This window comes from Dyella sp. 333MFSha (assembly GCF_900102405.1).
Taxonomy (GTDB): Bacteria; Pseudomonadota; Gammaproteobacteria; order Xanthomonadales; family Rhodanobacteraceae; genus Luteibacter; species Luteibacter mycovicinus.
Genome location: NZ_FNBR01000001.1, coordinates 606,499 through 631,133 on the forward strand (window position 1 = coordinate 606,499; position 24,635 = coordinate 631,133).

The 24,635-nt window shown below is 64.4% G+C and carries 20 protein-coding genes and 1 tRNA gene; 17 read left to right on the forward strand and 4 right to left on the reverse strand.

The window, feature by feature from the left end:
* Positions 1–239 precede the first annotated feature (239 nt).
* Positions 240–316, forward strand: a tRNA-Met gene (locus BLT40_RS02830).
* A 282-nt stretch (positions 317–598) separates the two neighbouring features.
* Here the strand turns inward: BLT40_RS02830 and BLT40_RS02835 are convergent.
* Complete coding sequence (locus tag BLT40_RS02835; protein ID WP_090351221.1) at positions 599–2,344, reverse strand: FAD-dependent oxidoreductase; 1,746 nt, start codon at positions 2,342–2,344, stop codon at positions 599–601.
* 391 nt (positions 2,345–2,735) lie between these two features.
* On the reverse strand, positions 2,736–3,959 hold the full coding sequence (locus BLT40_RS02840) for an MFS transporter (RefSeq protein ID WP_090351224.1): 1,224 nt from the start codon (positions 3,957–3,959) through the stop codon (positions 2,736–2,738).
* Between the two features lie 499 nt (positions 3,960–4,458).
* On the opposite strand from BLT40_RS02840, the gene BLT40_RS02845 reads away from it, so the two are divergent.
* The 4 genes from BLT40_RS02845 to BLT40_RS02860 all read left to right on the forward strand — a co-directional run bounded on the left by BLT40_RS02845 (position 4,459) and on the right by BLT40_RS02860 (position 8,279).
* The gene (locus BLT40_RS02845; RefSeq protein WP_090351226.1) at positions 4,459–5,820 is read left to right on the forward strand and encodes an ankyrin repeat domain-containing protein; all 1,362 of its coding nucleotides are present in this window, start codon (positions 4,459–4,461) and stop codon (positions 5,818–5,820) included.
* 154 nt (positions 5,821–5,974) lie between these two features.
* Positions 5,975–6,436, forward strand: coding sequence for a YccF domain-containing protein (locus BLT40_RS02850; protein WP_036112241.1), 462 nt, complete (start codon positions 5,975–5,977; stop codon positions 6,434–6,436).
* Between the two features lie 70 nt (positions 6,437–6,506).
* A complete protein-coding gene (locus BLT40_RS02855) occupies positions 6,507–7,289 on the forward strand; it encodes a hypothetical protein (RefSeq protein ID WP_090351229.1) in 783 nt (260 codons plus the stop codon).
* Between the two features lie 33 nt (positions 7,290–7,322).
* Positions 7,323–8,279, forward strand: coding sequence for a PKD domain-containing protein (locus BLT40_RS02860; protein ID WP_090351232.1), 957 nt, complete (start codon positions 7,323–7,325; stop codon positions 8,277–8,279).
* A 132-nt stretch (positions 8,280–8,411) separates the two neighbouring features.
* Here BLT40_RS02860 and BLT40_RS02865 read toward each other — a convergent pair whose 3' ends face one another.
* The gene (locus BLT40_RS02865) at positions 8,412–10,262 is read right to left on the reverse strand and encodes a glycoside hydrolase family 35 protein (protein ID WP_090351235.1); all 1,851 of its coding nucleotides are present in this window, start codon (positions 10,260–10,262) and stop codon (positions 8,412–8,414) included.
* 142 nt (positions 10,263–10,404) lie between these two features.
* Here BLT40_RS02865 and BLT40_RS02870 point away from each other — a divergent pair, with 142 nt between their 5' ends.
* The 6 genes from BLT40_RS02870 (at position 10,405) to BLT40_RS02895 (ending at position 16,513) form a co-directional block, all read left to right on the forward strand.
* Positions 10,405–10,872, forward strand: a complete 468-nt coding sequence (locus tag BLT40_RS02870) for an antitoxin Xre/MbcA/ParS toxin-binding domain-containing protein (RefSeq protein ID WP_036112250.1) — start codon at positions 10,405–10,407, stop codon at positions 10,870–10,872.
* A gap of 363 nt (positions 10,873–11,235) precedes the next feature.
* Positions 11,236–13,719 carry a protease pro-enzyme activation domain-containing protein gene (locus BLT40_RS02875; protein WP_090351238.1) on the forward strand — a complete coding sequence of 828 codons (2,484 nt, stop codon included), beginning with the start codon at positions 11,236–11,238 and terminating at the stop codon, positions 13,717–13,719.
* A gap of 165 nt (positions 13,720–13,884) precedes the next feature.
* Positions 13,885–14,409: a 2'-5' RNA ligase family protein gene (locus BLT40_RS02880; protein ID WP_176809078.1), complete on the forward strand. Its 525-nt coding sequence runs from the start codon at positions 13,885–13,887 to the stop codon at positions 14,407–14,409.
* Between the two features lie 255 nt (positions 14,410–14,664).
* A complete protein-coding gene (locus tag BLT40_RS20430) occupies positions 14,665–14,868 on the forward strand; it encodes a hypothetical protein (RefSeq protein ID WP_218124510.1) in 204 nt (67 codons plus the stop codon).
* Positions 14,869–14,954: 86 nt separating this feature from the next.
* A complete protein-coding gene (locus tag BLT40_RS02890; protein WP_043694666.1) occupies positions 14,955–15,518 on the forward strand; it encodes an isochorismatase family protein in 564 nt (187 codons plus the stop codon).
* A complete protein-coding gene (locus BLT40_RS02895) occupies positions 15,518–16,513 on the forward strand; it encodes a GlxA family transcriptional regulator (RefSeq protein ID WP_090352508.1) in 996 nt (331 codons plus the stop codon). The genes BLT40_RS02890 and BLT40_RS02895 overlap by 1 nt, the downstream gene beginning before the upstream one ends.
* 7 nt (positions 16,514–16,520) lie before the next feature.
* Here BLT40_RS02895 and BLT40_RS02900 read toward each other — a convergent pair whose 3' ends face one another.
* Complete coding sequence (locus tag BLT40_RS02900; RefSeq protein ID WP_079520975.1) at positions 16,521–17,150, reverse strand: GIY-YIG nuclease family protein; 630 nt, start codon at positions 17,148–17,150, stop codon at positions 16,521–16,523.
* Between the two features lie 498 nt (positions 17,151–17,648).
* On the opposite strand from BLT40_RS02900, the gene rimP reads away from it, so the two are divergent.
* The 6 genes from rimP to rpsO all read left to right on the forward strand — a co-directional run bounded on the left by rimP (position 17,649) and on the right by rpsO (position 24,623).
* Positions 17,649–18,194, forward strand: coding sequence for a ribosome maturation factor RimP (gene rimP / locus BLT40_RS02905; RefSeq protein WP_036117358.1), 546 nt, complete (start codon positions 17,649–17,651; stop codon positions 18,192–18,194).
* A 44-nt stretch (positions 18,195–18,238) separates the two neighbouring features.
* Entirely contained in the window at positions 18,239–19,753 is a 1,515-nt protein-coding gene (nusA, locus tag BLT40_RS02910; RefSeq protein ID WP_036112267.1) for a transcription termination factor NusA, read from the forward strand.
* Positions 19,754–19,886: 133 nt separating this feature from the next.
* Positions 19,887–22,808, forward strand: coding sequence for a translation initiation factor IF-2 (gene infB, locus BLT40_RS02915; RefSeq protein ID WP_090351246.1), 2,922 nt, complete (start codon positions 19,887–19,889; stop codon positions 22,806–22,808).
* 77 nt (positions 22,809–22,885) lie between these two features.
* Positions 22,886–23,260, forward strand: coding sequence for a 30S ribosome-binding factor RbfA (gene rbfA / locus BLT40_RS02920; RefSeq protein WP_036112272.1), 375 nt, complete (start codon positions 22,886–22,888; stop codon positions 23,258–23,260).
* Positions 23,261–23,295: 35 nt separating this feature from the next.
* Positions 23,296–24,213: a tRNA pseudouridine(55) synthase TruB gene (truB, locus tag BLT40_RS02925; protein WP_090351249.1), complete on the forward strand. Its 918-nt coding sequence runs from the start codon at positions 23,296–23,298 to the stop codon at positions 24,211–24,213.
* Positions 24,214–24,356: 143 nt separating this feature from the next.
* Positions 24,357–24,623, forward strand: a complete 267-nt coding sequence (gene rpsO, locus BLT40_RS02930) for a 30S ribosomal protein S15 (protein WP_036112276.1) — start codon at positions 24,357–24,359, stop codon at positions 24,621–24,623.
* The last annotated feature ends 12 nt before the right edge of the window (positions 24,624–24,635 follow it).

The window sequence follows — 24,635 nt, forward strand, 5'->3', positions numbered from 1 at the left end:
GCTGACGTCGGTCGATGAATGACGGAAAAGGCGCGGACCTCGGTCCGCGCCTTTTTTATGCGTCTTTCTCCCACAGGATCGGGTCTCATGGCTGGGACCATCGTGGCGTATCGGGCGGGGAGGCTGGCGAATCAGGGCGGGGTGACGGCCCTGAATGGAAGTCGACGCGAACTTTCCCGAATATTTGTTGCAGAACGCTTGCAAGAATCCGGCCATGTCCGTATACTTGCTGACTCTGATGCGGGGTGGAGCAGTCTGGCAGCTCGTCGGGCTCATAACCCGAAGGTCGTAGGTTCGAATCCTACCCCCGCTACCAGCTTTAAAGGAAAAGGCGCGAATCTCGCGATTCGCGCCTTTTTTCTTTGGCGGTTTTCAGCACGTCACGTAGACGCGGCACTCTGCGAGGACTACCTTGCTCTGGCTTAGGGGCCAACTCCAGGGTGCAACCCGATCCAGGCAACAGGGCGCTCAGCGAGAGCAGCCTCGTATAGCGAGCGATGTCATTACGGCCCCGGCCACCCGACATACCGTCGCGACGCAGCTGGACAGCTAACGTGTAAGAAAAGGCGTCAACCATGAGTTGGCGCCTTTTTGAAGCTCAGCCGATCCCGTTTCTCACCGCGAATATTCCTTCGGGATCGTACTTCCGCTTGGCCGCTGCGAGTCGAGGTACGTTCGTCCCCCAGTACGCTTTTTTATAGTCCTTCTGGAAGAAATCGCTTTCGGAAAAATACGCGCCCGCACCCGGCGCGACGCGCGTCAGGCGCGCATACGATTTCCGCGTCGCGTCTTCACCTTGCTGCGCCTTCGCATCGTCCCGATGCATGCCGGGCAGCCCTTCGAAAACCGCCGCACCACCGTTCGCAATGATGGCCAGGGCGAAGGCGTCCAGCACGTCGGGATTCATCGCAGTGTCGCGTGCCTGCGCCAGGGTCTCCGCGGAAGCACCGAACAACCCCTTGTTGAAATGCAGCGAGAAGCCCAGCTCGCGTGATGCCTCGACGATCGCCGTGGCCAGTGTCTCCACCTGATTGTCCTGAAGCAGACGCGAAGGCAGCCATGCCGACGTATAGGCATGGATGTACGTTCCCACCTGTTCCTTATCGCCCGCCCACATCATGTGATGAGCGGGCGCGCCCGGCCTGTCGTCCGGCACAGCGAAGGTCAGGCCGTACTTCTGGTAGAAAGCGAGGTCCCAGAAGTGCCGCGCCGGCATCGCCTTCAGCCAGAACGGCTTGACCCACGTGTAAGCCGGCCGGCGCGCAACCCACTCCAGGAAGGGTTGCCACGCCGCCTTCGCCTCGTCTTCGCTGAGTCCCTGGAACAACATCGAGAGATCGATGTGGCGGTCGCCGTGGAATTCGATCTGCTCACCCCAGTGGGGATTGCAGAGGTTCTCGCGAAAGTGTCGAAGTACCTGCGCGACGAGCGCGACGAAGCTCGCATCGCTATCCGCCTCGATGCGTCCGTGGACCCCGCCGATCTGTTCGGGCAAATCGTGCGTGCGGAAGGTGAGGCGGGTGATGACGCCGAAGCTGCCACCGCCACCGCCTTTCAATGCCCAGAACAGCTCGGGATCCTGGAAAGCGTTGACGATGCGGATCTTTCCGTCCGCCGTGACGACCTCCGCCTCCAGCAGGTTTGACGCACCGGTGCCGAAGCCCTTCGAGAGACTGCCAAAGCCGCCGCCGTTGGTGAAACCGGCGCACCCGACGGTCGTGCAGCCGCCGCCCTGGATGTAGCGACCGCCTACCGTGGTTACCGCGTGGTACGCGTCGATCCACATGGCGCCCGCACCGACGTGGGCTGCGGGTACGCCGATAGATCCGGAAGCAGCCCCCTTGGGCACGAAGCTGTCGACCATCTCGACGGTGTTCATCCGGCGGGTCCAGATGAGCAGGGAGTCCGGTGCGTTGGACGCACCGAGGTAGCTGTGGCCGCCGCCACGAACGACCAGGCGCACCCGGCGCCGACGAGCCCAGGCGATGGCCGTGGCGATGTCCTGGGCGCTCTCGGCTGCCAGGACACGGGCGCTGGGCGTCGACGTCCATGCCCGATAGTAGGCGCCGGTCTGCGTGAGGCCCGGCTGATCGCCGACGTAGAACTGGTTGCCGATGTGGGCGAGCGCGTCTTCGCGGGTGGCAGGATCCAGCAACGGGTTCTTCGGTATCGAGAGACGGCCACCCACCTGACGGTTCAGCGCGTTCCAGTCGGCATCGGTCGGCCAGCCGGATGCTCCGGGTTTCAGCCAGCGACCGCCGCCGGTGACGAAGGCGTCCACCTTGGCCGTGAGGGGCAGCAGGGGCAGGATGAGAGCGGTCTTCAGCAGGGTGCGGCGGTCCATGATCGGTCTCCTTTGGTTGCCGTCGATCCTGCGCCGCGTAGTCCGTGCTGTCGCGCCTGTTGGGATGAATATCTCCGATCCGGGGACGAATCGCGGGGTGGCAGGGACGGGCGGGTGGCCGGATTCGCGTAACCATGCCGGGCGTCGCGGCCCACTATCGGGGTGGCGAAGCAGGGCAGGTCTCTTCTGTGCATCCCGGCACCCTTCACGTAATCGCACGTTACGCCCACCCACCGCAGTGGGCGATCGAACTGGACCGCTGGATTGATCTCGCGTTTCTCGCTCTGTGCGTGGGAGCGCTGACCGGTCTGCTCGTGCACACCTATGCCCTGGTCTGTGCACGATGGCGTCGGGAGGGAATCGACGGGGCGCTCGAACGGGCGAGGGATCGCTATGGGATACGACGGTCTTGACCCCGGGAGCGTCTCATCGATGAAGCAAGTCCCCACGCCGCCAGCGCCGCGATCACCATCCCTCCCACCCAGGGCACATGCACCCCGACAGCAAACAGTGCGGTGCCGGTCGCGGGCCCGACGGTGTCCTTGATGTCGTTCGCAACCGACACAGCGGCCATGTAGGTCGCACGGTTGCCGTCCTGGGCCATGGCATTGACCGCGGCGGGAACGAGCGGCCCGAATAACATGTCGGCGAAAGCGAAGCCGGTCATCGCGACGATCAGTGTGGTCAAACCGGACGACAGCATGAGCGCCACGAACGCCATCGTCAGCACGACGCCACTGGCGACGATCAGTGTCGATTCCGACGCGTTCCGCGTCATGCGGGTAAGCGGAAACTGGAAGACGACTACGAGCAGCGCGCCATAGGTGAACAGGCTGCCGACACCGGATGGCGTCAGCGTGTGCGCGCCGTGCGCATAGAGAGGAAGCACGGCCTCGATCCAGCTGCTCGACATTTCGAGAAGGACGACCCAGGCCAGCAGACCGGCGAGGCGACGATCGTGGAAAGCGGGAAGCAGCGAGGCGAGCCCCTCTTCATCGTCATCGTCCGCCAACGAACCGGCGCGGCGCGTCTCCGGCAACGCCAGGGCGACAAGGCAGGCGCACGCGAACAGGGCAACTGCGGATCCGAGAAACACGCTTCCGAGGGAATGCAGGACCAGAACGGCCCCGACGGCCGGGCCGGCGGCGCGCCCGATGTTCGACATCACTCGCGCCAGGGAGAAGTAGGAACGTGTTTTCTCGCCGGGAATGGTGTCCGCGATAACGGTGGCAATCGTCGGATGCAGGACGCTCTCGCTTACGCCGATGAAGAGCAGGACACACGCGGCCTGGAAAACCCCATGCGAAAAATAAAGCATCGCAAATCCAAGTCCGACGCCCAGTGTCGAGCAAAGCAGTACAGGCCGTCGCCCTATACGGTCGGCGATGCCGCCGATAAAAGGTGTCGCGAGAATCTCTCCGCCCGCGTAGCAGCCGAAGAGCACGCCGATCCACGCCACGGGAATACCGGCTTCGCCCTGCGCCCATAAGGCGAAGAACGGCAGCATGGCGCCATCGGCGAATCCAACGAGAAGGAAAAGAAGCAGGGCGATCGATGCCGGCCGCTTTACAACAGACAGGAACGAGAGGTTCCCGGTGAAGCGTTGGGTAAACATATTCACGTCACACACTCCGCGCAGCGAACAGCCGCTCACGGGGAGCCGGTCTGTCCAGATATGCGCGTTGGTTGACGTAAACGCTTACGGCTACGCCCGACGGGGTAGCGGGGAAAATGCTAGCACCTGGCCGTAAAACCGTGCAAGCGTGGCCTGCGCATGCTCGCAGGATCGTGCGAAGATCGGCAGGTGCGCCACGCGCGGCGCGGGAGAACAACGAATGCACGGACGTATGCGGTACGCGGCGGTTCTGAGTTTCCTTTTCATGTCGGCCACGGTCAGGGCCGCGGCGCCTGGTCCGTGTTCGCCCGAGCAACTGCTTGGCCACCCAGTCGATGAGTCAGACACTGCATCCCATCGCAGGTTTCCCGCGCCCCTGATCGACTATCCCTTCGACACGACAGCGGAGCGATGGGGATTTGATCTGTTGCTCCGGATAGACACGGAAGGGCGCGTAACTTGCTTCAGTACGGGAGCGAATCTGGATGGCGAATCGCCGATGGCGGTTTCCCGGCGCGCGCTCCTGGGGCGACTGGCCCACTGGCGGTATGCGCCCTTCGAAGTCGATGGTGCACCGGTGACCGCCATCGTTTCGGAGACGGTGGCCGAGGTGGAACGTCCTGCCCGTCGCGTTCCGGCTCCGAAAGCGCCACTCGCGGACATTCGAATGTCGCTGTCGCGTGGGCAGTGCTATGGCGCGTGCCCTTCCTATCGGATCGAAGTCCGGGGTGATGGAAGCGTCATCTACGAAGGCGCCGATTACGCCGACGTCTCTGGGCGCCACGCGTATCGCGTGTCACCTGCCGCCGCGGCCGCGCTCGCGCGCCGCATCGAAACGACGAACCTGTGGTCGTTACGACCGGTCTATCATGCACCGGTGACCGACCTTCCGGTCTATAAGGTCACGATCGCCGTGGGTCACGACGTTCATACGGTCGAGGACTTTCTGGGGAGTTACGTGGGCATGCCGCCGGAAGTGGTCGAGTTCGAGCGCGCCATCGACGAGGTCGGGAGGGCGGACAGGTGGATTCATCTCTCCCAGGAAGCGGTCACGACGATGGCGGCGGAGGGCTTCCGTTTCGACTCAGCCGAGGCCGGTGAGATCCTTTTTCGTGCCGTGTCCAATGAGCAATCGCATGATGACGCAGCCATGCGTCGCATGATCGAACTCGGTGCGCCGGTCACGCATACGCTTCCCGACGAAACGCTTGGTTTTCGACCGTATCTGGGTTCCTTGCTGGAGGAAGCCTTGCGTTACGGCCGAATCACTCTGGTGGATCCGTTGATCGCCCGGGGTCTTCTGGACACGGCAGGGCGACGGGATCAGGCAAAGATCGACAGTGCGTTTCGCGCCGCGATCCGCGGTGGCGATCTCGCGTCCGTCAAACGCATCTGGGAAGAGCATGCGACCGAGCCGCATCCCTCGCTGACCTTCAGTGACGACGCGGATCACGACGCGGAGGCACGGCGGGTGCCTGTGACATTGCTGCTCAACCACTTCAGTACCGACAAGCGGCGCTGGCAGGGTGAAGCGATTGCGCGCTGGCTCGTCGAGCGCGGTTGCGATCCCAGGGCCGCGGCAGCCGATGGCAATACGCTGCTGCACATCGCGACGAGTGCCGGGGACATCGGCATGGTGCGGTATGCACTCTCGGTCGGCATCGCCCCATCGACGCCGGGACGTTATGGGCTGCCCGCACTTGGTGGCGTCGACCGCGAAAATATCGCCATGCTTCTCCTTGAGAAAGGTACTGACCTCTCGGCCATGAACGGTGGACCCGCCTCGTTTCGGAAATATGCTGTCGGGCGACATTGGGTGCAGGTCGTTGCGTGGATCGATGCCATGTCCCCGGCGAAGTGACCGACACCGGCTTCCGGATGCCGGGCTGGGTAGCGCCCGGTGAGGCGTGCGAGTGGCTTTGACCGTAGCGAGGCACGCGGGCTATGACGAGTGACACTTGCTCACCCTCGGCGCCCGTCCTAGGTTACTCCCGTACATTCACAAGGAAGACGACATGCGCACCATCTTCAACTTTCTCTGGTTCATCCTCGGCGGCTTCGTCATGGGGCTGGGCTGGTGGCTGGCCGGCCTGATCGCATTCATCACCATCGTCGGCATTCCCTGGGCGCGTGCGTGTTTCGTCATCGGAACGTTCGCCTTCTTCCCGTTCGGCAAGGAGGCGGTCAACCGGCGTGACCTCACCGGGCGCGGCGACATCGGCACCAGCGGCCTCGGCACGATCGGCAACATCATCTGGTTTCTGTTCGCCGGCGTCTGGCTGGCCATCGGACATGTGATGTCCGCGATTGCCTGCTTCGTCACGATCATCGGCATTCCGTTTGCCATCCAGCACCTGAAGCTCGCGGGCATCGCGCTCGCGCCCATCGGTAAGACAGTGGTCAGTATTGAAGTAGCCGATGCATCGAGGCGTGTGCAGGCGGAGGCTTCCGTACTCGGGATGCGCGGCTTCCGCTGAACCGGCGGCTTGCGCCCGGCGTCCTTCGTGCGAATACTCTCCGCCATCAGGGACTCAGGACGGGGACGACATGGTTCGGATGATGCGTTGGATGGGCGCCGTGCTGCTGGCGCTGTGCATGGTGGGATGCAATCAGGATGCGTTGGTCGCGAAGTTCGCGCCCCACCCGCAGTCTGAAATGGCGAAGAAGGCGCTGGACGACTGGCACGCGGGACGCAACGACGCATTGCGTGCCGAGATGGACCCGGCCTTCCGCGATCAGGCGAGCGACAGTGCGCTGACCCGGATGACGGATCAGCTGCCGAAAGGCGAGCCGGATGAGAGCAAGCTGGTCGGCTCGAAGTTCTTCTCGCGGGATGGACAGACCCGCTACGACATCACCTACGAGTATCGATTCGCCGAGCGGCGCATGCTCGCTACGGCGACTCTGATGACCCGTGACGGCAAGACCGCGGTGGTCGGCCTGCATGCGTGGATGATCACGGCTGAGCAGGAGCAAGCCGGTGCGTTCACGTTGACGGGGAAAGGGCCGGCACAACTGGCGATGCTGTTTCTGGCTATCGTGCTTCCGTTGTTCTGCCTGGTTGTTTTCGTCATCTGCGTGCGTACGCCAAAATTTCGCTGGAAGCGGACCTGGGCCGTCTTTACCCTGGTTGGCGCGATGACGCTCCGGATGAACTGGGCCACCGGTGACATCCGTCTCTATCCGTTGTCTTTCCAGTTCTTCAGCGCTTCCGCGTTCAGAGACGGCTACAACCCATGGGTCATCGGAATCTCGTTTCCACTGGGCGCCGTGCTCTTCCTGCTGCGCCGCCGGCGTTTATCGTCGCCGGTTCCCCCCGAGACCTTGTGATAAACGAGCACGACATGCGTAGGAGCGACCTCCATGCGCCGCGACTCGTGGCGACGACGCCTGCCGGCGTCGCCGGGGATCTTCGGGGGAAAAACCGCTGTTGACGCCTTCTTCCGGTCTGCCGCGCTAGCGTCACGCCGAATCGGCAGCTGGCAGGCCGAGGTGGCGCGAGTGGGTTATACCGATGATCCGGCCGGAGACGGCCGAGGGGAGGGGCGAATGGACAGCAACGCACGGATGGGCGGCCGGTCAGGCTTCGTTCTGGGGGCACTCGTCGCGATTTCCGCCTGCGGAAACGTGGGAAAGGAGGCCTCTGTGCCCCCGGAAGTGACGGGAAGCACGACGATGCCGGCGGCCGAGGTGGCGCCGCAGCCCAAGCCTTATGGCGGACCCGTGGCGTTCTCGGTCGTGGCGGAGGGGCTGACGGCCTCCTTCACCGATGAATCCGAGGGCACGGTCCTGAATCGGACATGGGACTTCGGCGACGGCGCAACGTCCGTAGCCGCCGCGCCCATCCACGCGTATTCGCGCGTCGGCGTCTACGAGGTGCGCGAGACCATCGCGGATGGCGAGGGCAAGACGTTCGACCGGACGTTGCCGGTTCGCGTCATGCCTTTCCCGCCGGAGTTGCGCAACGGAACGGCGCGACCGGGCCTGTCGGCCGTTGCGACCTACGAGCTGCATTACTTCGCTCGTCCGCCCCTGGGGGCGTCTCACCTGGACCTCGAATTGACGGGGCCGGCGGGATTGGCTGAGCTCTACGTGAAGTTCGGATCGGTACCCACCGACAGCAGCTATGACTGCCATGTGGCGCTGACCGACGGTGCCGCTCGCTGCACCTTCGATGCACCGCGCGCCGGTCCTTATTACGCCCGTATTCTGGCGACGAAGAACTTTGCCGACGCTTCGCTGAAGGCTTCATGGAACGAGACGGTGGCGGAAGCCGGAGATAAAAAAAGCGGCGCATCGAGCGCCGCTCAAAATCACTGACCAAGTGGGGGGCGGTCAGTGACGTGTTGCGTGACACACGGCTCCGGGAGGGCCGTGCGCGGATGAACAATAAGCGGTATTCGGACGTCCGTCTGTCAGCGCTGGCCTACACATATTCGGTAAAGAACCGTCTCACGGTGCTGGTTTGGTAGAGAAAACCGGGTTCGCCATGCCTGCGATGCTGTGCGAACCGCCGCCCTGCATCTCGAGAACGACCACGTCGTTCCTGCCCTTGTGCAACCACGATGCCGGCACGTACAACGATTGTTGTGGCCCGATTTCCCAGAAGCGGCCCAGATGGTGTCCGTTGATCCAGACGTTGCCCTTATGCCAGCCGCGCATGTCGAGGAACGTGCCGGCCACCGTGGGAACCTCGAGCGTGCCATGCCAGAACGCCGGGCCACCGGGCGCCGCACCCGAGCCGTACTTCAGGCCGGAAAGATCGTTCAGCGGCAGTGGATAGACCGTCCACTGCGTCAGATCCTCTCCAGCTAGCTGGACCGAGAACGTGATCCCCTTGTAGTCGTCTTCCATGCCGGGGCCGATGTTGATACGGCCCATGTTCTCGACGATCAGATCGAGTGTGCTGCCTTTCTTCAGGTCGACGGGCAGGCTGTGTTCGTCCTTGCGCCGGTCCAGCGTTCCGATCGCATGGCCGTCCGTCAGCACGGTGGCGTAGTCGTGGACATCGTTCACGTCCAGCTTGCCCTTTGCGTCGTTGTCGAGCTTCTTGCGGTAGAGGATCAGGCCGTAGTTCTGCCCGAAGCTTTCCATCCCCTGCGGTGTCACTGAGGTCCTGGGCTGTGCCGAAAGCGTCGGCAGGGCATCGAGCAGGCCGACCGACTCACGCAGTTCGACGCGCGCCGTGGCGGTCGTGGGCGACGAAGCCGGCGGCTTCGGCAGATGCTCACCCTTGGGCAGATGCGCGGCGATCGCCTTGCGCAGCGCATCGTATTTGGGCGTGAGCCTGCCCGCTTCATCGATGGGCGAGTCGTAGTCGTAACTCGTGGTGACGGGCAGGTAATGCGCATCGTCGTTGTTGGCGCCGTTCATCCAGCCGAAGTTGGTCCCGCCGTCCACCATGTACAGGTTGAATGAGATGTCGTGGTCGAGCATCCAGCCGAGCGAGCCGGCGACTTCTTCGGTCGAGCGCGTTTTGTGCTCCTCGCCCCAGCGGTCGTACCAGCCACTCCAGTATTCGCCAGCCATCTTCGGCATACCTTCCATCTGTGCTGCCGACCGCCTGAAGGCGCGCTCGGTTTTCGTGGCGTCGCCGGTGAAGTTGATGACCGAAAGCATGCCGGGTAGCGTGCCGCGACTCATCCAGGTCGGACCAGGGCCGTTGGACATGAAGAGGGGGACGTCGAAGCCGGCATCGAGCATCTGCTGGCGGATGGCGGCCATGTAATCGCGATCGTTACCCACGTAACCGTATTCGTTCTCCACCTGCATCATCAGGATGGGACCGCCACGGGTGGATTGCAGCGGAGCCAGTTCCTGTCCCAGTCGTTTGAACCATGCGGCGCTGGCGCTGAGGAAACGCGCGTCGTACGAACGCACGCGGAGACCCGGCGTGCGCAGCAGCCACGCCGGGAAGCCGCCGAATTCCCACTCCGCGCAGACGAACGGACCGGGCCGGACAATCACGTTGAGGCCTTCTTCCTGCGCCGTGCGCACGAAGGTCGCAATGTCGTTGTCGCCGGTGAAGTCGAATTTACCGGGCTCCGGTTCGCTCACATTCCAGAACGCGTAGGTGGTGATGGTATTCAGACCCATCGCCCGGGCCTTGCGCAGGCGGTCACGCCACTCGGCATGGGGGATGCGCGGGTAGTGCATCTCGCCGGAGCGAATCACGTAGGGCTTGCCGTCGAGCAGGAACTGCCCGTTCTCCACCGCGAAGTGGGCGGGCGCCGCGACGGCGGCGAGGGGCAGGGCGGCCGAGGCGGCGAGGCAGGTCGAAAGCAGCAGGGACAGTGGCTTCACGCGTGACTCCGGCGGGTGGAATCTCCCGACGGTACACAGGCTCGTTCCGCGACTGCAAGCGGAAACCGGTCCCGATTCTCAAGTCATGACGCTATGCGCTGTGGCACGTTAGCGGGCCACTGGTTATCCGGAGAGTGACGACATGGTAGTTTCCCCGCGCCGCAAAGGCGTTTCACCGGTCTACGCCGACATGGCACGCGCGACCCCGCTGGAGCGCGTCGAGATGATCCGCCGCGGATTGCCGCCTGAGCTGGTCATGGACCTCGCCTACGATCTGCGCCTGTCCGAAGACAACCTCATGCTTTACCTGGGCCTGCATCGGGTACGCGTTCGCCAGAAGGTGGTGGACGAAGATCGACTGTCGCCCCGCGAATCCGAAGGCGTCATGGCACTCGCGGTCTTCCTGGGCGAAACGCTGCTCGGTCTCGGGGCGGCCGTCGAAGGCGGTCCCGACGTGAATCTCGACGCTGCGGCCTGGCTGGGAAGATGGCTGCGAACCCCCCACGCTGAACTCGAACATCGTGCGCCCCTGCAGTTCATGGATCTCGCGCAAGGGCGCGCTGTCGTTGCCGCGCTGCTCGATCAGGTGCGTGCGCGTCGGTCCACCTGAGGGCGCATGCGGTCGTCCCGTTTTCGGCAAAGACGCAAGATCGTGCGAACGGGTCGGTCGTAACGCATCGGTCCTGCACGCCTGCTCAGAGGCGTGGCGCCCCGCCGCCGTGCCTTATTCTGCGTGGTCCGTCACGTCACGCCGTCATGAGTTTCTGACTTCACCCGGCACGAAAGCTTCGCGAAAGCCTGGACCCGTCATGGCTTCGGGGACAGGGGAAAGACCCGGTGGAACGGTGGGGTATTCGTATTTTCCTGCGTATTCGCGATTTGGGGCAGGGAATCCGAGGTGCCGCCGCAAAGCCGGACGTGTCAGGCCTGTCGCTTCACGGCAGGTCACTTACGGGCAGACGAAGGACCATCCATGAAGATTGAGAAGACCGCATTGACGGTTGCCATCGCCCTGGCGATGTCCTCCCTTTCAGCGCATGCGGAAGACGCCTGGGTCTCGACGCATACACAGGCGGCGATTTCACCGCCCGCCAGCACCCAGGTGCTGGCGGCGAGTTCGACCAGCGCGACGACGACCGGCAATGCTTATACGTTGAACATGACGGGCTCACCGCGGATCGACGGTGCCGCGGTCACGGCACTGGAAGCCGATCATCCGCTGCATGTGGAAGTCGCGCTGAAGTTGCGCAATCCCGATGCGTTGCAGACCTTCCTTGCCGGCGTGACCACGCCGGGTAGCGCACTCTTCGGCAAGTTCCTTACGCCGTCGCAGTTCACCGAACGCTTCGGGCCGACGCAGTCGCAGGTCGACGCCGTCGTAGCCCACCTGCAGCAGGCCGGCTTCACCAACATCGAAGTCGCACCGAACCGTCTGCTGATCTCTGCCGATGGTACGGCGGGTGCCGCGACGAACGGGTTCCGCACGTCGATCAAGCGCTTCAGCGCCAATGGCCGTGAGTTCTTTGCCAACGATGCACCCGCACTGGTCCCGGCGTCGCTTGGTGACAGTGTCAACGCCGTGCTCGGTCTGCAGAACGTGTCCGTCAAGCACACGCTGCACCACGTATACCACCCCGAGGACGTCACGGTTCCCGGACCGAACGTCGGCACGCAGGCTGCCGCCGCCGTCGCTGCGCATCATCCTCAGGATTTCGCCGCTATCTACGGTGGCAGCAGTCTGCCCGCCGCCACGAATACCGCGGTGGGCATCATCACCTGGGGTTCGGTCACGCAGACGGTGACCGATCTGAACAGCTTCACCTCGGGCGCAGGTCTGGCTACCGTGAACTCCACGATCACCAAGGTGGGGAGCGGCACGTTCGCCAACGATCCGGATTCCAACGGCGAATGGTCGCTGGACAGCCAGGACATCGTCGGTATCGCCGGAGGCGTGAAGCAACTGATCTTCTATACCTCGGCCAACGGCGATTCCAGTTCGTCGGGCATCACCGACGCGGGTATCACCGCATCGTATAACCGTGCCGTCACCGACAACATCGCCAAGCTCATCAACGTGTCGCTCGGCGAAGACGAAACCGCCGCGCAGCAGTCGGGTACCCAGGCGGCTGACGACGCGATTTTCCAGCAGGCCGTGGCTCAGGGTCAGACCTTCTCGATCGCTTCCGGCGACGCGGGTGTCTACCAGTGGTCGACCGATCCCACCTCGGGCTCGCCCGGCTACGTGGCGAATTCCGCCGGTACGGTGAAGATCGACCTGACCCACTACTCGGTGAGTGAGCCGGCGAGTTCGCCATACGTCATCCAGGTCGGTGGTACGACGTTGTCCACCAGCGGCACGACGTGGTCGGGCGAAACGGTGTGGAACGAAGGCCTCTCGGCGATCGCGCCGAGCCAGGGTGACAACAACCAGCGCCTGTGGGCGACGGGTGGCGGCGTCAGCCTCTACGAGGCGGCACCGTCATGGCAGTCGTCGGTATCCAGCTCGACCAAGCGCGTCGGTCCGGACCTGGCGTTCGATGCGGCTTCGTCCTCGGGTGCGCTGATCGTCGTCAATGGATCGACCGAACAGGTGGGCGGAACCAGCCTTGCCTCGCCGCTGTTCGTCGGTGCGTTTGCGCGCATCGAATCCGCGGCGAACAATGCGATCGGCTTCCCGGCGTCGAAGTTCTATCAGGCGTTCCCGACGCAGACCTCGCTGCTGCATGACGTGACCTCCGGTAACAACGGTTACCAGAGCCACGGTTACACTGCGACGACCGGCTTCGACGAAGCGACCGGCTTCGGCAGCTTCGATATCGGTAAGCTCAACACGTACGCGCAGGCCAACTGGGTGACCGGAGGCGGCGGTGGCAGCACCAACGCGCCGCCGGTTGCGAACTTCAGTGTCGCGACCAACGGGCTCGTCGCCACCTTTACCGACAGTTCCACCGACAGCGACGGCAGCATCGCGTCGCATGCCTGGACCTTCGGCGATGGCAGCACCTCGACGGCTACCAGCCCGAGCCACACGTACAGCGCCGCAGGCACGTACAGCGTTGCTGAAACCGTGACGGATAATGCGGGCGCCACCAGCACGAAGACCTCGTCGGTGACCGTGAGCTCGTCGGGCGGCACCGGTGGTGGCACCGTGCTGCAGAACGGCGTCGCGGCGACCGGATTGTCGGCGGCGAAGAACGGCCAGCTGAAGTACACCGTGGCGATCCCGGCGGGCGCCAAGAGCCTGAAGATCGCGATCTCGGGTGGCACCGGCGATGCGGATCTTTACGTGAAGTTCGGTTCGGCGCCGACGACGTCGAGCTACGACTGCCGTCCGTACGTGACCGGTAACACCGAAAGCTGCTCGTTTGCCTCGCCGCAGACGGGGACGTACTACGTGCTGCTCAATGGCTATGCCGCGTTCTCGGGCGTGTCGCTGAAGGCTACGTGGACTAACTGATCCGACGTGAGTGATGCTGTGGGGTCCGGTGCCTTTCCTGACGGAGAGGCACCGGATTGTCGCCAGCGGGAATGGTGGGGCAGGGCATGCTCGATGAGCCGGCGTGGTACTGGCCATCGCGATAGCGCTGTTGCGCGATCGGTGAGCGGTGATAACGTAGCCGGCATGAGTCGAACCCTACTCGCCCTGTTGGTGCCCGATGCCGAGCCGCTCGTTGGTGACCTTCGTGCACGACTGGACTCCGCCGCCCGGCTGGGGCTCGGTGCGCACATTACGCTGGTCTATCCCTTTCTCGATAGCGAGGCGATCGACGACGATGTCGCGGAGCGGTTGCGCGATGTCGCGAGGCAGCATGCGCCCGTTTCGTTCGCGCTCGACGAGGTGGGTACGTTTCCCTCTACTGTCTGGCTGGCCCCCCGATCTGCCGAGGCCATCGTCTCGCTCGCCGCCGCGCTCGAATCCGCATTCCCCGACCGTCCGACCGCAGGGCGCGTCTTTGAGCGCTTCGTGCCGCATCTTTCGGTGGCGCGAAACATCCTTGGCGATCGTGATGCGGTGGTGGTGACGCTCGAAGACCGGCTTGGGTCGGCGCATGGCGTGGTGTGTCACTGCGCCGATGTCCATGTCATGACGCGCAGCGACGAGGGCTGGCAAATGCACTCACGGGTGCCTCTCGGCGGCGGCACGTAATCAGGAATCGACGCGATGCTCATTCAGGGTAGTTGTCACTGCGGAAACATCGCATTTGAACTGGACTGGCCCGGCGAGGACGCTTCCGTGCCCGCGCGTGCCTGCACCTGCTCGTTCTGCGTGAAGCACGGTGGTGTATGGACTGCGCATTCCGATGCAAGGCTCAGGATCAGGATCGCCGATGCGGACAGGACGTCGTCGTATGCGTTCGGGACCGGGACCGCGGCGTTTCATGTGTGTACGCGATGCGGGGCCGTGCCGGTGGCCACCAGCGATATCGACGGCGCGCGCTACGCCGTAGTGAACGTCAATGCCTTCGATGACTTCGACCGCAGTCGACTCACCACGGAGACGGTCAGCTTCGACGGTGAGGGGGAGGCCGACCGGCTGACCCGGCGCGCCGCGCGGTGGATCGGCCATGTAGAGATCGATTACCAGGATGCCGCCTTCGTGGCGTGATTTGTCCGCCAGCGGTCCGGGTCGTGACTCGCGCGCTTGCGCTCATGCGCGGAAACTGTCCTCATTCCCACGAGAGGAGCTCCGCCATGTCCGCTTCCGAAACCGCGCTGATCGTCATCGATGCCCAGGAGTCGTTCCGTTCCCGCCCCTACTGGCGGACAGACGACGTCGACGGGTATATCGAGCGTCAGCAGGCTCTCATCGATGGCGCGAAGCGCGCTGGCATCCGTGTGGTCCAGGTGTTCCATGTCGAGGATACCGGTCCGTTCAGCGAGGCATCCGGCCTGGTTATGCCGTTGAAGCCCTTGCGGATCGATGCCGATGCCGTCTTTCGTAAGCGGCGCCACAGTGCGCTGGTCGGGTCCGGCCTCGACGTATGGCTGACCACGAACGCTGTCCGTCGTCTGATCGTCTCGGGCATCCGCACCGAACAGTGCTGTGAGACGACGACCCGCCACGCTTCGGACCTTGGCTACGCTGTCGACTTCGTCGGCGAGGCGACGCTCACGTTCCCGATGGTGGATGTCACGGGTCGCGAGTGGAGCGCGGCCGAGATCCGCGCGCGGACGGAGCTGGTTCTCGCGGACCGCTTCGCCCGCATCGTGACGGTGGATGCCGCGCTCGAAACGCAGGCACTCAGGGCTGCATGATGCAAACGACACCTCGCCGGATCCCCGTCTATGTGGTCGTGCCGCCGCGGGTGCTGCTGCTGGACGTGGCCGGGCCCATTGAGGTGTTGCGCAAGGCCAACCTCGAGCAGAAAGCGGTGCATTTCGATGTGGTCTACATCGGGCCTGCACGGACGCTTGGGAGCTCGGTGGGTATGACGATATCGGGCATCCGGCCCATGCCGGCAAGACTGCCCGACGATACGCTGGTCGTGGTGCCGGGCCACGCGGACCTGCCGCTTGGAGAGCCGGTGACCAGCGACGCGCAGCATGCCGCGCACGAGCAGGCCATCGTCGACTGGCTTCGCCGCTCGGTGCGTCCCGGCATCCGTGTGGCGACGATCTGTTCCGGTGCGATCCTCGCGGCACGGGCCGGCTTGCTCGACGGGCATGCATGTACGACCCACCACGGTTGCACCGATCAACTGGCGCGTGAGGCACCTTCCGCTCACGTCCGCGAAAACCGCCTTTATGTCGTGGATGGCGAGCGCCTCACCAGTGCCGGTATCACCGCTGGAATCGACCTGATGCTGCACGTCGTTGCCGGCCTCGCTGGCGCGGCCGTCGCGGTCGCCGTGGCGCGCTTTCTCGTCGTTTATCTGCGGCGCGCAGGCGACGATCCACAACTGTCACCGTGGCTCGAGGGCCGCAACCACATGCATCCCTCCATCCATCGCGCACAGGACGCCGTGGCCGGCGATCCCGCCCGCGAGTGGACGGTGACGGCGCTGGCGCGCGAAGCGGCTATCAGTCCGCGACACCTGTCCCGGTTGTTCAACGAGCATGCGGGGATGAGCGTCACCGACTACGTAAACCGCATGCGGGTGGCTCTGGCCAGCGAATTGCTGTCAGGTTCGCAGCTGGACATGGAGGCGGTCGCCGAGCGTTCGGGTTTCGGGTCGGCAAGGCAGCTGCGTCGGGCGTGGGGGCGGTGGAACGCGTTGCCGCCGAGCCGGTCGCGCGATCTGGCCTCTTGATGCGCCGTTAACCGAACAGGCGGCGATGCTCGCCGTTGGCGTACCACTCCAGCACGCGATCGGGTACGAGCGCTTCGATCGTCAGTCCCGCGGCGGAGAACATGTCCAGCGTATCCAGCAGTGCGCGGCGCAGTTTCGGCGCTCCCGGGTCCCCGGGCGCGTTGTGCGTTGCCCAGTCGAGCGTATCGACGACGCGCAGTGACCAGTCGTGCAGAAGATCGGCCCGCGCATCCAGGTAGCCGCGCAGCCACGGGCTCAGACTCCGCTCCAGCGAAAGACTCTCCGCTGCGGCGATCCCCTCGAGCAGCGTGCCGACCTCCCCGTGCACGCCGCGATACCATTCGGTATGCCCGGCGGCGGAAACCGGTACGACCAGCGGGGCGTTGGCGCGCTGCCCGGCGAAGGCCTCGATGAGCCGTCGCTCGATACGTCGTGCATGGATGACCCGTTCGGCGTCAAGCAACATCCCGCGATCCAGATCGAAAAAGTCGAAGAACCGACGGTGAAGGGTGCTGAAGCGCGTGAACGGGTCACGCGAGAAGCCGACCTTCAGCAGGTCTTCGTCACGACAGGGCAGCACGTACACATACGCGCGGCCCTGTGAGGCGAAGCGGGGATACGGTGTTTCTTCATGCATGGGGGAAAGGATCGCCTGTCGCTGTCTCGCGACGTGCGATACGGAACCGGCAGCGCGGCCGGCCTCGAACGGACTGGTGTGCGCAACTGCATGAATTTACGGACGAATCGAGTGCGCAGACGCGCGGAGCGCTATGTGACGTTCCCGCCGGCAGCGCTCCGTCCGCATGCTGTCCGACGGGCTCGGGCGGACGCCGGTTCAGGTCCGCGACCTTGCATGACGGCGGTAAAATACGATAGACTCAGTGAATCTTAAGCGCCATTGACATCGGTTACGGCCTTTCGTCGCTGGCTGCTTCAGGAACTTTCTTTTTACAAGAAAGCCTCCTCGTGAGGCTTTTTTGTTGGGCGCACGGAGGCGTCCTGCGACATTTTCGTGAGCGCCGTCAGGGCATCGCGGCGTTCGCTGGAGGAAAGTGTCGGATACATCGGCGACGTAATGGAATGGGCCGCTCGCGCCCTTTTTTTGTTTCTGGCGAATGGAAAAACCGCAGGTAACGTGGATACCAACGCACTTTCACAACGCTTTTCAGACATCGTGGCCGAGCTCGGCCTCGAAGTGCTGGGTATGGAGTTCGGTCCGTCCGACGGACAGATGACGCTGCGCGTCTATCTGGACGTGCTCGAGGCCGAGCGCGAACGTCGCAAGGGCGCGGAGCTCCCCGTCGAGGTCGCCGTCGAGGATTGCGAAGCGGCAAGCCGCGAGTTCTCGGCTTATCTGGACGTTGAAGATCCGATCCCCGGCAACTATGTACTGGAAGTCTCCTCTCCCGGTATCGATCGTCCCCTCTTCACGGCGGAGCAGTTCGCCCGTGTCAGTGGTCAGGAGATCAAGGTGCTGCTCAAAGCCCCGGTCGACGGTCGCCGTCGCCTCAAGGGCAACGTCGTTGAAGTAAACGGCGAGCACATTGTGGTCGAGGGCGAGGCTGGCCGATTCGAATTCGAGCATGCGGACGTCGAAAGCGCCCGCGTGGTTCCCGACTGGGTGGCACTCGGCTATGCGCCGCAGCCGAAGCCCACGCCGGGCGGTAAGAAACCTAAATAACGATTGATGGGGTGCCGCGGGGCATCCTTACGGGAGTAGCGGCAATGAGCAAAGAACTTTTGCTGGTAGTCGACGCGGTCGCCAATGAAAAAGGCGTGCCGCGCGAAGTGATTTTCGACGCCATGGAAGCGGCGCTGGCTTCGGCCGCGAAAAAGCGCTACCCCGAGGAAGATCCGGACATCCGGGTCGAAATCGACCGCAATACGGGCGACTACGAGACCTTCCGTCGCTGGGAGATCATCGAGAACGACGGCGAGATGGAGGATCCCTCCTACCAGATCCGCCTGATGGACGCCGAAGACGAAGCCGGTGAGGGCGAAGTCGCCGAAGTCGGTGGCTGGATCGAGCACCAGATCGAAAACGCCGAGTTCGGCCGCATCGCCGCGCAGGCCGCCAAGCAGGTGATCGTGCAGCGCGTTCGCGAAGCCGAGCGTCAGCAGGTCGTCGATGCCTTCGTCGATCGCGTGGGCGAGCTGGTCACCGGTATCGTCAAGCGCGTCGAGCGCGGCAACGTCTACCTCGACCTGGGCAGCAACGCCGAGGCGTTCATTCCGCGCGACAAGACGATTCCCCGTGAGTCGGCCCGCGTCGGCGACCGCGTCCGCGGTTACCTGTACGAAGTGAAGTCGGAAATCCGTGGTCCGCAGCTGTTCGTCTCGCGCAGCGCGCCGGAGTTCATGATCGAACTGTTCAAGCTCGAGGTGCCGGAAGTCGGTCAGGGCCTCGTCGAAATCAAGGGCTGCGCCCGCGATCCGGGCGACCGCGCCAAGATCGCCGTGGTCGCCCACGACAGCCGCACCGATCCGATCGGCGCCTGCATCGGCATGCGCGGTTCGCGCGTCCAGGCCGTGTCCAACGAGCTCAACGGTGAGCGCGTTGACATCATCCTGTGGCACGAGAATCAGGCTCAGTACGTCATCAATGCGATGGCGCCGGCCGAAGTGCAGTCGATCATCATGGACGAGGAAAAGCACTCCATGGATATCGCCGTCGCCGAGGACAAGCTGTCCCAGGCGATCGGTCGCGGTGGTCAGAACGTCCGCCTGGCGAGCAAGCTCACCGGCTGGCAGCTCAACGTGATGACACAGGATCAGGTCACCGCCAAGAGCGAGGCCGAGCAGGCTGCCGCCCTGGCGCTGTTCCAGGACAAGCTCGAAGTCGACGAAGAAATCGCCAGCATCCTGGTGCAGGAAGGTTTCTCGTCGATCGAAGAAATTGCTTACGTGCCGAGTGCCGAGCTGCTGGCGGTGGAAGGCTTCGACGAAGACATCGTCGAGGAACTCCGTGCCCGTGCCCGTGACGCCCTGCTGACCGAGGCGCTCGCCGCCGAGGAAGGCGTCGAGGAAGTCGCGGTCGACGAAGAACTGCTCGGCCTGGACGGCATGGACGAAACGGTCGCTATCGCGCTGGCGGACCGTGGCATCAAGACGCTCGACGACCTCGGCGATCTCGCCGTCGACGAGCTCATCGATATCGAAGGCATGACGGAGGACCGCGCATCGCAGCTGATCATGGCTGCGCGCGCTCCGATGATCGCCCGCCTGGAGAAAGGTGGTTAAGCGCGAGACCGGAAGCGTCCTGGACGGACGCCTCGAGGGAGGCCATGAGGTCTCCCGCCAGGGATGGAGGCAGCCGTACGGGTCATCGTCGGCACGTAAGGTTACGCGCGGGAAAGGCGGAGAATAAAGAACCATGTCGGACGTCACTATCAAACAACTCGCCCATCAACTGGGCCTACCGGTCGACAAGCTGCTCGGGCAGCTTGGCGAAGCCGGCATGAATTTCTCCGATGCGGAGCAGGTCATCAGCAGCACCGAAAAGGTGAAGCTGCTGGGTTTCCTGCGTCGCACCCACGGCAAGAACGAGGCCGCTCCCGAAGGGGACGCCTCCGCGCCGCGACAGATCACCCTGAAGCGCCGCACGGTCGGCGAGCTGAAGGTGGCGTCCGGTTCCGGTCGTGGTGCCGGTCCGGCCAAGACGGTCAACGTCGAGGTCCGTGCCAAGCGTACGTACGTCAAGCGCAGCGCCATCGCTGAGGATGCGTCGCACGAGCCGGAGCGCGAGGACGCCGTGCGCAAGCTGGCCGAATCGCAGGCTCAGCGCGAGCACGAGGAATCGGAGCGCCGTGAAGAAGCCGAGCGTCGCGATCAGGCCGAAGCGGCCCGTCGCGAAGCCGAGGCCGAAGCACGCCGTCAGGAAGAAGCCGCCGCCGAAGCACGCCGTCAGGCTGAAGAAGCTGCCGAGCAGCATGCACGCGCCGAAGCGGCACGTGCCGCGGCCGCCAGCGCTGAAGCCGCCGCGACGCCGGCCGCCGCGCCTGCGGCCGCGCCGGAAGCGACCCCTGAGGCCCCGGTGTCCACCGCGCCGCTGGGCGACGATGGCCTGCCGACGCACCAGACCGCCAAGCTCGATACGCGTTCGCTCGGCATGATCCTTCCGCGCATTCACGAGCCGCGCAAGCGCGAGCGCGTGGTGTCCAAGCCTGTCCCGCCGCCGGCGCCCGCGCCGGCTCCGGCTCCGGCACCTGTCGCGGCGGCTCCCGCCGCCGCACGTCCGGCCGCGCCGCGTCCGGCGCCCGGTGCCGTGGCTGCCGCCAACGATACGCGCGGCAACGCGCGTCCGAAGCACGGTGGTGGTGGCGGTGCTCCCGGCGGTGGCGGTCGTAACGATCGTGAAGCCGGTGGCAAGCGCTTCGCCGGTGGCGAAATGCATCTTTCCGATGCCGACCGCGCACGCCGCTCGTCCAGCAACAACCGTCGTGGCGGTGGCAAGGACCGTGGCCGCATGACGGCGTCGCGTGGCGCCGCCTCGTCGGGCGGTCCGCACGGCTTCACCCGTCCGACCGCCGCCGTGGTCCGTGACGTCGTGATCGGCGACAACAACCTCGTGACCGAGCTGGCCCAGAAGATGGCCGTCAAGGGCGCCGAGGTGGTGAAGGCGCTGTTCAAGATGGGCGTCATGGCCACGATCAATCAGACGATCGACCATGACACCGCCGCGCTCGTGGTCGAAGAACTGGGTCACAACCCGGTTCGCGCCACCGAGAACGACGCCGAAGCCGCGCTCGCGACGCACACGCAGAATGCGGAGCTCGAGGGCGACAAGGTCACGCGTCCGCCGGTCGTCACGATCATGGGTCACGTCGACCACGGCAAGACCTCGCTGCTCGACTACATCCGTCGTACCAAGGTCGCCTCCGGCGAAGCGGGTGGCATTACGCAGCACATCGGCGCTTACCACGTCGAAACGAGCCGTGGCGTCATCACCTTCCTCGACACCCCGGGCCATGCGGCGTTTACGTCCATGCGTGCCCGCGGCGCGCAGTCGACGGATATCGTGGTGCTCGTGGTCGCCGCCGACGACGGTGTCATGCCGCAGACGCAGGAAGCCGTGAAGCACGCGCGCGCCGCCAAGGTGCCGCTGATCGTCGCGGTCAACAAGATGGACAAGTCCGGCGCCAACCCGGACAACGTCAAGCAGGGCCTCGGCCTTCTCGAAGTCATCCCTGAAGAGTGGGGTGGCGATACCCCGTTCGTTCCGCTTTCGGCGAAGACGGGCGACGGCGTGGACGCGCTGCTCGACGCCATCTCGATCCAGGCTGAAATCATGGAGCTCAAGGCAGTGGCCGATGGCCGCGCTTCGGGTGTCGTGATCGAATCCAGCCTCGACCGCGGTCGCGGTCCGGTGGCGACGGTGCTGGTGCAGCAGGGCACGCTGAAGAAGGGCGACTTCGTCGTCTGCGGTGTCGAATACGGCCGCATGCGTGCGCTCGTCGACGAAACCGGCAAGCAGGTCAATGAAGCCGGTCCGTCGATTCCGGTCCAGGTCCTGGGTCTGTCGGGCGTGCCCGAGTCGGGTGACGATTTCGTCGCCGTGAAGGACGAGCGTCTGGCGCGCGAAGTGGCGGCTGAGCGTCTGCTCAAGCGTCGCGAGACCCGCCTGGTCAGCAAATCCAACCGTCTGGAAGACATCATGGCCCAGATGGGTCAGGGTCAGGGCCAGCAGACCCTCAACATCCTCGTCAAGGCGGATGTGCAGGGTTCGGTCGAGGCGCTGCGCGATTCGCTCACCCAGATCGGCAACGAGCTGGTCAAGGTGAACGTGATCTCGTCCGGCGTGGGTGGCATCACCGAGTCGGAAGCCACGCTGGCGGCGGCGTCCAAGGCGCTGATCATCGGCTTCAACGTCCGTGCGGATGCGTCGGCACGCAAGGTGATCGATACCAACGGTCTCGATGTCCGCTACTTCTCGATCATTTACGACGTCATCGATCAGGTGAAGCAGGCGGCGTCGGGTCTGCTCGGTGTCGAGATTCGCGAAGAGATCATCGGTATCGCGCAGGTCCGCGACGTGTTCCGTTCGTCGAAGTTCGGCGCGGTCGCGGGCTGCATGATCGTCGAGGGCCTGGTGAAGCGCTCCAAGCCGATCCGCGTGCTGCGTGACAACGTGGTGGTGTTCCAGGGCGAACTCGAGTCGCTGCGCCGCTTCAAGGAACTCGTCGACGAGGTCCGTAACGGCATGGAATGCGGTATCGCGGTCAAGCAGTACAACGACGTCAAGGTCGGCGACCAGATCGAGTGCTTCGAGCGTATCGAAGTGCCGCGCACGCTGTAACGGCATGCAATGCGCCTCCCCGGCATACGCCGGGGAGGCTTTTTCGTTAGTGCACCTTATTCAGGCTGGAGGCGGATATGCCGTCCCGTGATTTCAAGCGTACCGACCGCGTGTCCGCCCAGCTTCGCCGTGAAATCGGTGAACTGGTCCACGCCGCCGTGCGCGACCACGCGCTGCCTTCGGTCAGCGTGTCGGATGTGGAAGTAACCCGTGACCTCGACTGGGCCACCGTGTGGGTGACGGCCCTGATGCCCGACCAGTCGGCGGTGGTGGTCAAGGCGCTGAAGGAGCTCGCCCCCGAGTTCCGTCATTCGCTGTCGAAGTCGATGATCCTGCGTCGCGTGCCGCAGCTGCGTTTCAAGTACGACGAATCCGTCGATACCGGCGAGCGCATCGAGCGCCTGCTGCGCGAAAACCCCGTTCCGCCGGCCGATCCGTCCGACGAAACCTGATGACCGCGCGCCTGGCGCGCGGGTAAGCGTGTGTGATGAATCGCCGAACCTTCCGTGACCTGCACGGCATCCTTCTGCTCGACAAGCCGCTCGGCCTGAGTTCCAACCAGGCGCTGCAGACGGCGCGTCGGCTCGTGGGCGCCGCCAAGGGTGGCCATACCGGCAGCCTCGATCCGCTCGCCACGGGCCTGTTGCCACTGTGCTTCGGCGAGGCGACCAAGCTCGCCGGCTGGTTGCTCGGCTCGCGCAAGGCCTACGAGGCTGAGGTTCGCCTGGGTGTGACCACGACCACCGCCGATCTCGAGGGCGAGGTGGTGGAGACACGCCCGGTGCCCGCGCTGGACGATGCGGTCATCGAAGCCGCGCTGGCGCCCCTGCGCGGGCACATCGTACAGATCCCTCCCGCGTATTCGGCGATCAAGCAGGACGGCGTGCCGCTGTATGTCCGTGCCCGCCGCGGTGAGGACGTCGACGTGCCGGCGCGCGAGGTCGACGTGTACCGTCTCGAGGTGATCGGTCGCGAGGGCGACACCGTGCGCCTGATGGTCGAGTGTGGCTCGGGGACGTACGTGCGCAGCCTTGCGGTGGATCTCGGTGCGAACCTCGGTTGCGGCGCCCACCTCACGGGCTTGCGCCGGCTCTGGGTCGAGCCGTTCATGGCGCCGGCGATGGTGACGCTGGACGAACTTCGCATCGCCGCCGAAACCGGGCCGGATCCACTCGAAGCCTGTATTTTGCCGGTCGACGCCGGACTCAGTCATATTCCCCGGGTGGAACTCGACCCGGAGCGGACCCGTGTCCTCGGTTTCGGCCAGCCGGTGCCGCTGGGGCAGGGCGTTTCACCCGGTCGCTGCGGTGTCTGGGGTGCCGACGGGCGCCTGATGGCGCTCGGGGAAGCCGGCGAAGACGGCATCCTGAGGATCGTGCGGGGCCTGAACATGCCGCCCGTCTGACCGGGCTTGTTGCCGCTACGCGCAGGACGTTACAATTACGTGCTCGTTTAACAGCTTTCATTCAAAAGCGAGGCTTGCGCAACTTCATCGGTATCCGTTGAGGTTGCGCAAGTCTCGTATCCGCTTTTAAGGAATCGATACACATGCTTACTCCCGAACAGACTGGTCAGATCATCAAGGATTACGGCCGCAAGGAAAACGACACCGGCTCGACCGAAGTCCAGGTCGCCCTGCTGTCCGCCAACATCCTTCAGCTCCAGGATCATTTCCAGGCGCACAAGCAGGATCACCACTCGCGTCGCGGTCTGCTGAAGATGGTCAATCAGCGCAAGAAGCTGCTTGCCTATCTCAAGACGAACGACCTCGCTCGCTACCAGACCCTGATCGAACGCCTCGGCCTGCGCCGTTAATTCACCGGAACA

What these genes read in the sequence shown, in the direction of transcription:
- BLT40_RS02835 (WP_090351221.1), bottom strand. Translation starts at nt 2,344, where the DNA reads ATGGACCGCCGCACCCTGCTGAAGACCGCTCTCATCCTGCCCCTGCTG.
- BLT40_RS02840 (WP_090351224.1), bottom strand. Translation starts at nt 3,959, where the DNA reads ATGTTTACCCAACGCTTCACCGGGAACCTCTCGTTCCTGTCTGTTGTA.
- BLT40_RS02845 (WP_090351226.1), top strand. Translation starts at nt 4,459, where the DNA reads ATGGCGGTTTCCCGGCGCGCGCTCCTGGGGCGACTGGCCCACTGGCGG.
- BLT40_RS02850 (WP_036112241.1), top strand. Translation starts at nt 5,975, where the DNA reads ATGCGCACCATCTTCAACTTTCTCTGGTTCATCCTCGGCGGCTTCGTC.
- BLT40_RS02855 (WP_090351229.1), top strand. Translation starts at nt 6,507, where the DNA reads ATGGTTCGGATGATGCGTTGGATGGGCGCCGTGCTGCTGGCGCTGTGC.
- BLT40_RS02860 (WP_090351232.1), top strand. Translation starts at nt 7,323, where the DNA reads ATGCGCCGCGACTCGTGGCGACGACGCCTGCCGGCGTCGCCGGGGATC.
- BLT40_RS02870 (WP_036112250.1), top strand. Translation starts at nt 10,405, where the DNA reads ATGGTAGTTTCCCCGCGCCGCAAAGGCGTTTCACCGGTCTACGCCGAC.
- BLT40_RS02875 (WP_090351238.1), top strand. Translation starts at nt 11,236, where the DNA reads ATGAAGATTGAGAAGACCGCATTGACGGTTGCCATCGCCCTGGCGATG.
- BLT40_RS02880 (WP_176809078.1), top strand. Translation starts at nt 13,885, where the DNA reads ATGAGTCGAACCCTACTCGCCCTGTTGGTGCCCGATGCCGAGCCGCTC.
- BLT40_RS02890 (WP_043694666.1), top strand. Translation starts at nt 14,955, where the DNA reads ATGTCCGCTTCCGAAACCGCGCTGATCGTCATCGATGCCCAGGAGTCG.
- BLT40_RS02895 (WP_090352508.1), top strand. Translation starts at nt 15,518, where the DNA reads ATGCAAACGACACCTCGCCGGATCCCCGTCTATGTGGTCGTGCCGCCG.
- BLT40_RS02900 (WP_079520975.1), bottom strand. Translation starts at nt 17,150, where the DNA reads ATGCATGAAGAAACACCGTATCCCCGCTTCGCCTCACAGGGCCGCGCG.
- nusA (WP_036112267.1), top strand. Translation starts at nt 18,239, where the DNA reads ATGAGCAAAGAACTTTTGCTGGTAGTCGACGCGGTCGCCAATGAAAAA.
- infB (WP_090351246.1), top strand. Translation starts at nt 19,887, where the DNA reads ATGTCGGACGTCACTATCAAACAACTCGCCCATCAACTGGGCCTACCG.
- rbfA (WP_036112272.1), top strand. Translation starts at nt 22,886, where the DNA reads ATGCCGTCCCGTGATTTCAAGCGTACCGACCGCGTGTCCGCCCAGCTT.
- truB (WP_090351249.1), top strand. Translation starts at nt 23,296, where the DNA reads ATGAATCGCCGAACCTTCCGTGACCTGCACGGCATCCTTCTGCTCGAC.
- rpsO (WP_036112276.1), top strand. Translation starts at nt 24,357, where the DNA reads ATGCTTACTCCCGAACAGACTGGTCAGATCATCAAGGATTACGGCCGC.